Genomic DNA, 6,478 nt, shown 5'->3' with positions numbered 1-6,478 from the left:
GCCCGCGCGGACGCCGCCGCCCCTGGTGGAGGGCGCCTTCGCCGGCGCCCGGAGCACCGTGCCCGAAGTGCGTGTCTGCGTCACATATCGGGCGGTCCCGGATAGTTTACGGAGCCTACGACACGGCGATGAGCAATGGGGCTGGGCATGGCCTTCGATCCTCTGATCGAGCCTTTGATCGAACTGCGCGACGTCAACAAACACTACGGCGACCTGCATGTCCTCCAGGGCATCAACCTGACCGTCTCCCGCGGGGAGGTGGTCGTGGTGATCGGACCGTCCGGGTCCGGCAAGTCGACCCTGTGCAGGGCGATCAACCGGCTGGAGAGCATCGAGTCGGGAGCCATCCACCTCGAGGGACGGCCGCTGCCCGAGGAGGGCAGGGCGCTCGCCGAACTGCGCGCCGAGGTCGGGATGGTGTTCCAGTCCTTCAACCTCTTCGCCCACAAGACGGTCCTGCAGAACGTCTCGCTGGCCCAGATCAAGGTACGCCGCCGCAAGCGCGAGGACGCCGACCGCCGCTCGCGCGAACTGCTGGAACGGGTGGGGCTCGCCGCCCACGCCGACAAGTACCCGGCGCAGCTCTCCGGAGGGCAGCAGCAGCGCGTGGCGATCGCCCGCGCCCTGGCGATGGAGCCCACCGCGCTGCTCTTCGACGAACCGACCTCCGCGCTCGACCCGGAGATGATCAACGAGGTCCTGGAGGTCATGCGGCAGCTCGCCCGTGAGGGGATGACCATGGTGGTGGTCACCCACGAGATGGGCTTCGCCCGGTCCGCCGCCAACCGCGTGATCTTCATGGCCGACGGCAGGATCGTCGAGGACCGCCCGCCCGAGGAGTTCTTCACCGACCCGCGCAGTGAGCGGGCCAAGGACTTCCTCTCCAAGATCCTCAAGCACTGACCGGGGGCGCGCCGTGAAGAACCCCGCCCGCCGCACCCGTGCCTCCCGCGCCGTCCGCGCGCTGCTCGCCGCCGCTCTCGTCCTCGCCGCGGCCGCCTGCGGCAAGGACGGCAGCCCGCCGGTGAAGGGCCCGTCCCAGGACGAACTGCCCACCTACCAGGTGAACGAGGACTTCCGGCTGCCCGAGTCGCCGACGTGGCGGCGCGCCGAGCGCCGCGGGTACTTCGTCGTCGGGGCCAAGGAGGACCAGCCGTTCCTGGGGGAGAGGGACCCGGCCTCCGGCGAGTTCACCGGCTTCGACATCGAGATCGCCCGCATGATGTCGGCCTCGCTGGGCCTCGACCCGGACCGGATCCGGTTCAAGACCATCGCCTCCGCCAACCGCGAGACGGCGCTCCAGAACGGGCAGATCGACTTCTACGTCGGCACCTACACCATCAACGACAACCGCAAGAACCTGGTCGGCTTCGCCGGGCCCTACTACCTGGCCGGCCAGGGACTTCTGGTCCGCAAGGACGAGGAGGACATCCGGGGCCCCGAGGACCTGGTCGGCAAGCGGGTCTGCTCGGCGTCCGGATCCACCCCCTACCAGCGGATCCGGGACGAGTTCCCGGAGGCCGAGCTGGTCGCCTACGACTCCTACTCGATCTGCGTGGACAACCTGCTGACCTATCAGGTCGACGCCGTGACCACCGACGACGCCATCCTCATCGGCTACGCCGCCAAGGTGCCCGAGGAACTGAAGGTGGTGGGCAGGCCCTTCTCCGAGGAGCCCTACGGCATCGGCGTCCCGAGGGAGGACAACGCCTTGCGGCTCGCCCTGGACGACGCCCTGGAGGAGCGGGAGAGGAACGGCGACTGGCAGCGGGCCTACGAGGCCACGCTCGGCCTGTCCGGCGTGCCGGCGCCCGAACCCCCTCCCATCGACCGTTACCCGGCGGGCTGAGCGAGGACCGGAACCTGACGTGAACGTACTGACCGACAACTTCTCCGTCTACGGCGAAGGGTTCCTCGGCACCGTCGAGCTCACCTTCTTCGCCTCCCTGCTCGCCCTGGCGCTGGGCTTCGTGATGGCCTCCTTCCGGGTCGCCCCGGTCGGATCGCTGCGGGTCATCGGCACGGTCTGGGTGACGGTGCTGCGCAACACGCCGTTGACCCTGCTGTTCTTCGCCGTCCTGCTGGGCCTGCCGCGCTTCGGCCTGGTCCTGCCCTTCAACGTGTTCGCGGTGCTCGCCCTCGGCTGCTACACCTCGGCCTTCATCTGCGAGGCGCTGCGTTCGGGCATCAACACGGTGCCGCGCGGGCAGGGCGAGGCGGCCCGCAGCCTCGGCATGACGTTCAGCCAGACCCTGTCGAACGTGGTGCTGCCGCAGGCCTTCCGCACCGTCATCCCGCCGATCGGCTCGACCCTGATCGCGCTGGCCAAGAACTCCGCCATCGCGGGCGCCTTCAGCGTCACCGAACTGCTCGGCACCTACAAGACGCTGGGCGAACTCGGATACGACGTGATCTGGACCTTCGTCTGGATCGCCGTCGGCTACCTGATCATCACCCTCGCCATCAGCGCGATCTTCAACGTGCTGGAGCGCAAGTGGGGAGTGCCCCGATGACCGCGAACGCGCCCACGACCACCGCCCTCTACGACATCCCCGGCCCGAAGGCCCAAGCCCGCCACCGGCTCTACGGCGTGGGCGCCTCCCTGCTGATCCTCGCGCTGCTCGGCTGGCTGGTGTACCTGCTGGTGGACACGGGCCAGTTCGAGGCCGCCAAGTGGGCGCCGTTCCAGTACAAGGGCATCCAGGAACTGCTGCTGCGCGGGCTCGGCAACACCCTCAAGGCGTTCGCGATCGCCGCGGTCCTCTCGCTCCTGCTGGGCTGCCTGCTCGCCGTCGGACGGCTCTCCGAGCACCGGGTCCTGCGCTGGGTCTCCACCCTGGTGGTGGAATTCTTCCGGGCGATGCCCGTGCTGGTGATGATCTTCTTCGTCTTCGTGGCGCTCGAGGTGCAGCCGCTGCCCGCCCTGGTCACGGGCCTCACCCTGTACAACGGCTCGGTGCTGGCCGAGGTCTTCCGCTCGGGCGTCAACTCGGTGGACCGCGGTCAGCGGGAGGCCGCCTACGCGCTCGGCATGCGCAAGACCCAGGTGATGACCTACGTCCTCGCGCCCCAGGCGGCGCGGGCCATGCTCCCCTCGATCATCAGTCAGCTGGTGGTCGCCCTGAAGGACACCTCACTGGGCTTCCTGATCACGTACGAGGAGTTTCTCCATGCCGGGAAACTCATCGCGTCGAACCTTGACTATGATTTGCCTTTCATCCCCGTGGTCATGGTGATTTCGCCGATCTACATCGGGATGTGCATGTTGCTCTCCTGGTTCGCCGGGTGGGTCGCCCGGCGCCAGCGGCGCAATCCCAAGACCGAGGCCATCGACGTGACCCCGGCCGGACCGGGACCGCTGCTGCCGGGCGAGGCCCCGCCCACGGCCGACAGGCCGTAGGGAGCGGCGGCTCACAGGGCTCCCCTGGATCCGCCCGGCAGCAGCCGGAGATCACTGCTCGCGCGGTGGCGGACCGTCCGCAGGACGGTCGGTCCCCGACGGGGAGAAGGTCAGCTGTGCGCCGGCCGGGTCCGGGCCCGGCCGCCCGGCACCGGCCCCCCGCGGAGCGGCTCCACCTCAGGAACCCGCCCGGTGCTTGGGCTGCGTCTGGAGCGGCTTCACCGGGGGCGCCGACTGCGCCGCCTTGGTCACATCGCCCACCAGTTCGACCACGTCCGCGCCGTAGGCCGCGGAGTTGACCACCTTGAGCAGCAGGACGAACGACCCGCCGTCGTACTTGCGCGCCAGCTTCTCGTGGTGACGGGCGAGGTAGCGGGTGGCCGCCTGGTTGGTGATGGCGCGCTGTCCGCAGAAGAGGAACACCGGACGCGCCGCTCTGCCCTGGCCCGCCGTCAGCCGGGCCAGCAGCACGTACTCCTCCGTGCCGGGCTCCATCCGGTACCGCTCGGAACCGATCTGGTACGCCCCGCGGTCCGGGCCCGCGTCCGGCTCGGTGTTGATCCGCACGCCCGGCAGCAGCGAGTGCAGGTGCGCCGCCAGCCGCCGGTTGGCGCCGGGGCCGCCCACGCAGAACTCCGTGCGCTCGCCGAAGCTCTGCTGCGCCGCGTCGTGCGCGACCAGCTGGGCGTGGGCGTTGCACTCCTTGACGACCCCGGCCAGCTCCAGCAGCGCGAAGGCGTCGTGCCGCACCACGGTGAGCTCCGGGCCGGCCCCCGGGTCACGGTTCACGACCAGCAGCGACTCCGCGTTGTCGGGCAGTCCGAAGAAGGCCTGCTTGCGGCGGAGCCGGCGGTCGGCGAGGCGGCCGCGGAACAGCCAGCCCAGTGCCGCGCCCGCGCACAGGGCGGCCACGGAGAGAGCGACGAACAGTGCGACGGTATTCATGGGCGCGCAGCCTATCGGGCACCCTTCCGGTGTTCGACCGCCCCTCTGAAATGTGCACGGCAAATCGGCGGGCCGCCCGCGGACGGCCCGCGGACGCCCTAGGACGACGCGGACGAGGGGTCCTGGGCGCGCTCGGTGACGCGCAGGTAGTGGCCGTCGCAGTCGTGGAGGCGGAAGTCGGTCAGGCCCCACGGCCGGCTCCGGAGCTGCTCGGCGACCGGGTGACCCGTGGCGACCACCCGGTCGTACTCCGCCCGCACGTCGTCCACCTCCAGGACGATCTCCACCCCCGTGGGCACCCGGCGGGCCGCCCGGTCGACGTCGGCCCACTGGGGAGCGGCGCCGACCCGGACGCCGTCCCGGGCGACGGCCGCGTACGGCTCGGGCAGGGAACGGCGGTCCTCGGTCAGGCGGAAGCCGAGGACGGTGGTGTAGAAGCCGACGAACGCGTCGAGGTCCTCGACGAACAGTTCGAGGCGCAGGGACATGGTCATGGGAGCGGTCCGGCTTTCGGTTCGGGACTGGTGGACGGGCGGGCCGGCGGCCGGGCGTCCGGGAGCGGCGCCCGCGGAGGACGCGTGGCCCGGACCAGCCAGAGGGTGGCCGCCAGGCACAGTGCCGAGACCGCGCCCAGCAGCAGCGGCACCACGCGGACCCCGGACCACTCGATCGCCTTGCCCAGCGCCGGGCCCGCCACGATACCGCCGCCCATGGAGGCGGCGATGACGAGCGCCCCGGCCCGCCGGGCCCGCGGGGCGGCCTTGTGCAGCCAGGGCAGACCGGTCGGGAAGATCGGCGCGATGAACAGACCCACACCGGCGTAGGCGTACGGGGCCAGCGCCGGCACGCTCGCCAGCACCAGGCACACCGTCATGCCCGCGCAGGACACCGTGATGACGGCCTGCGGGGAGAAGCGCAGCGCGATCGGCGCGACCAGGAACCGGCCCACCGTCATCATCAGCCAGTAGACGGAGGTGGCGGTGGCGGCGACCCCGGCCCCGTACCCGACCGTCTCCAGATGGGTGGGCTCCCAGCCGCCGACGCCCGCCTCGATGCCCACGTGCAGGACGTAGAGCGCGACGAAGACGGCGAGCACCGAGCCGAGGCTGCGTGCCACCACCGGTGCCCTCTGCCCCCGGCCGTCGTCGGCGGCCGGCGGCGGGGCCTGGTCGCGGACGCCCTTCAGGCACAGCAGGAGCGGCAGGTTGGCGAGGGCGAAGCCGACGAAGACCGCCGGATAGCGGTCGGCGCCCGCCAGGCCGACCAGCGCCGGGCCGAGGATCGCCCCCACGCCGAAGTGCGCGTTGAGGATGTTCAGCATGGCGGTCGAGCGGTGCCCGAAACCGACGGCGAACAACTGGTTGAGTCCGTAGTCGATGCCGCCGAAGCCCAGGCCGGCCAGCAGCGCCGCGGCCAGGCCCGCCGGCCAGCTCGGCGCCAGCGCGAAGCCCGCCGCGCCGACCGCCATCAGCAGGTACGAGGAGCCGAGGATCCGGCGGTTGCCGATCCTGCCGAAGAGGCGGTCGAACAGCAGCACGCCGGCCACCCCGCCGACGAAGTGCGCGCTCAGTCCCAGTCCGGCCGCACCCGGGGACAGCCCGAACCGGTCGCGGAAGGCGGGGATGGCGGGACCGTACAGCGCCTGCAGCGCGCCGATCAGCACGAAGGCCGCACAGGAGGCGACCACGGCCGACGGGCTGAACAACGGGGCGTCCGGCCTCGCCGGCGGCGCGGCCGGGTGTGCGGCCGTGGAACGGTCGGTCATGTCGCCTCCAGGTGACGGCTGACGATCTCATGGGCGAAGGACATGATCGTTCCCTGCGGGCTGATGCCCGGTGCGCCCGGCAGGACGCTGGCGTCGCACAGGTGCAGGTTGGAGAAGCCGTGCGGCCGGCCCGTCTCGTCGCAGACCCCGCCGCGCTCCGGCAGCGCCATCGGGCAGCTCGCCATGCCGTGCACCGACACCAGCTCCCAGTCGGCGGGCCGGACCCGCTCGCAGTAGGCCGCCGCGTCCGCCTCCGAGCGCAGCGGCCCGGCGGAACTGGTCGGCGGCAGCAGCTCCACGGCCCCCGCGGCGAACAGCAGCCGGGCGGTCCTGCGGAAGGCGAGCCGCAGCGTGTGGTGGTCGGCGGG

8 protein-coding genes are annotated in these 6,478 nt (G+C 71.5%); 4 read left to right on the top strand and 4 right to left on the bottom strand.

Features of this window, described 5'->3' with window-relative positions; all coding sequences use genetic code 11:
• Window positions 1-147: 147 nt before the first annotated feature.
• The 4 genes from HW445_RS14870 (at window position 148) to HW445_RS14855 (ending at window position 3,400) form a co-directional block, all read left to right on the top strand.
• Window positions 148-903: an amino acid ABC transporter ATP-binding protein gene (locus HW445_RS14870; protein WP_151770096.1), complete on the top strand. Its 756-nt coding sequence runs from the start codon at window positions 148-150 to the stop codon at window positions 901-903.
• A 61-nt stretch (window positions 904-964) separates the two neighbouring features.
• The gene (locus tag HW445_RS14865; protein WP_218956995.1) at window positions 965-1,849 is read left to right on the top strand and encodes a glutamate ABC transporter substrate-binding protein; all 885 of its coding nucleotides are present in this window, start codon (window positions 965-967) and stop codon (window positions 1,847-1,849) included.
• Window positions 1,850-1,868: 19 nt separating this feature from the next.
• On the top strand, window positions 1,869-2,513 hold the full coding sequence (locus HW445_RS14860; RefSeq protein WP_180221494.1) for an amino acid ABC transporter permease: 645 nt from the start codon (window positions 1,869-1,871) through the stop codon (window positions 2,511-2,513).
• Window positions 2,510-3,400, top strand: a complete 891-nt coding sequence (locus HW445_RS14855; RefSeq protein WP_180221493.1) for an amino acid ABC transporter permease — start codon at window positions 2,510-2,512, stop codon at window positions 3,398-3,400. The genes HW445_RS14860 and HW445_RS14855 overlap by 4 nt, the downstream gene beginning before the upstream one ends.
• 177 nt (window positions 3,401-3,577) lie before the next feature.
• On the opposite strand, the gene HW445_RS14850 is transcribed toward HW445_RS14855, so the two are convergent.
• From HW445_RS14850 to HW445_RS14835, 4 genes are all read right to left on the bottom strand, one after another.
• Window positions 3,578-4,345, bottom strand: coding sequence for a hypothetical protein (locus HW445_RS14850; RefSeq protein ID WP_180221492.1), 768 nt, complete (start codon window positions 4,343-4,345; stop codon window positions 3,578-3,580).
• A gap of 98 nt (window positions 4,346-4,443) precedes the next feature.
• Complete coding sequence (locus HW445_RS14845) at window positions 4,444-4,839, bottom strand: glyoxalase/bleomycin resistance/extradiol dioxygenase family protein (protein WP_180221491.1); 396 nt, start codon at window positions 4,837-4,839, stop codon at window positions 4,444-4,446.
• Window positions 4,836-6,110 (bottom strand): sugar MFS transporter, encoded by a 1,275-nt coding sequence (locus HW445_RS14840; RefSeq protein WP_180221490.1) that lies wholly within the window; start codon window positions 6,108-6,110, stop codon window positions 4,836-4,838. Before HW445_RS14840 ends, HW445_RS14845 begins: the two co-directional genes overlap by 4 nt.
• Window positions 6,107-6,478 (bottom strand): GMC family oxidoreductase (locus HW445_RS14835; protein ID WP_218956993.1); only part of this gene is annotated, 372 nt, incomplete at its 5' end. The genes HW445_RS14840 and HW445_RS14835, both read right to left, overlap by 4 nt.

Origin of the sequence: Streptomyces sp. UH6, from assembly GCF_013421635.1 — a bacterium.
GTDB classification, from domain to species: Bacteria; Actinomycetota; Actinomycetes; order Streptomycetales; family Streptomycetaceae; genus Streptomyces; species Streptomyces abyssomicinicus.
Note: the sequence above shows the minus strand (reverse complement) of the source record. Positions and strands in the feature narration are given on the sequence as shown.

Coding starts and splice junctions, on each gene's coding strand:
- HW445_RS14850 (WP_180221492.1), bottom strand. CDS start 4,345: ATGAATACCGTCGCACTGTTCGTCGCTCTCTCCGTGGCCGCCCTGTGC.
- HW445_RS14845 (WP_180221491.1), bottom strand. CDS start 4,839: ATGACCATGTCCCTGCGCCTCGAACTGTTCGTCGAGGACCTCGACGCG.
- HW445_RS14855 (WP_180221493.1), top strand. CDS start 2,510: ATGACCGCGAACGCGCCCACGACCACCGCCCTCTACGACATCCCCGGC.
- HW445_RS14870 (WP_151770096.1), top strand. CDS start 148: ATGGCCTTCGATCCTCTGATCGAGCCTTTGATCGAACTGCGCGACGTC.
- HW445_RS14840 (WP_180221490.1), bottom strand. CDS start 6,110: ATGACCGACCGTTCCACGGCCGCACACCCGGCCGCGCCGCCGGCGAGG.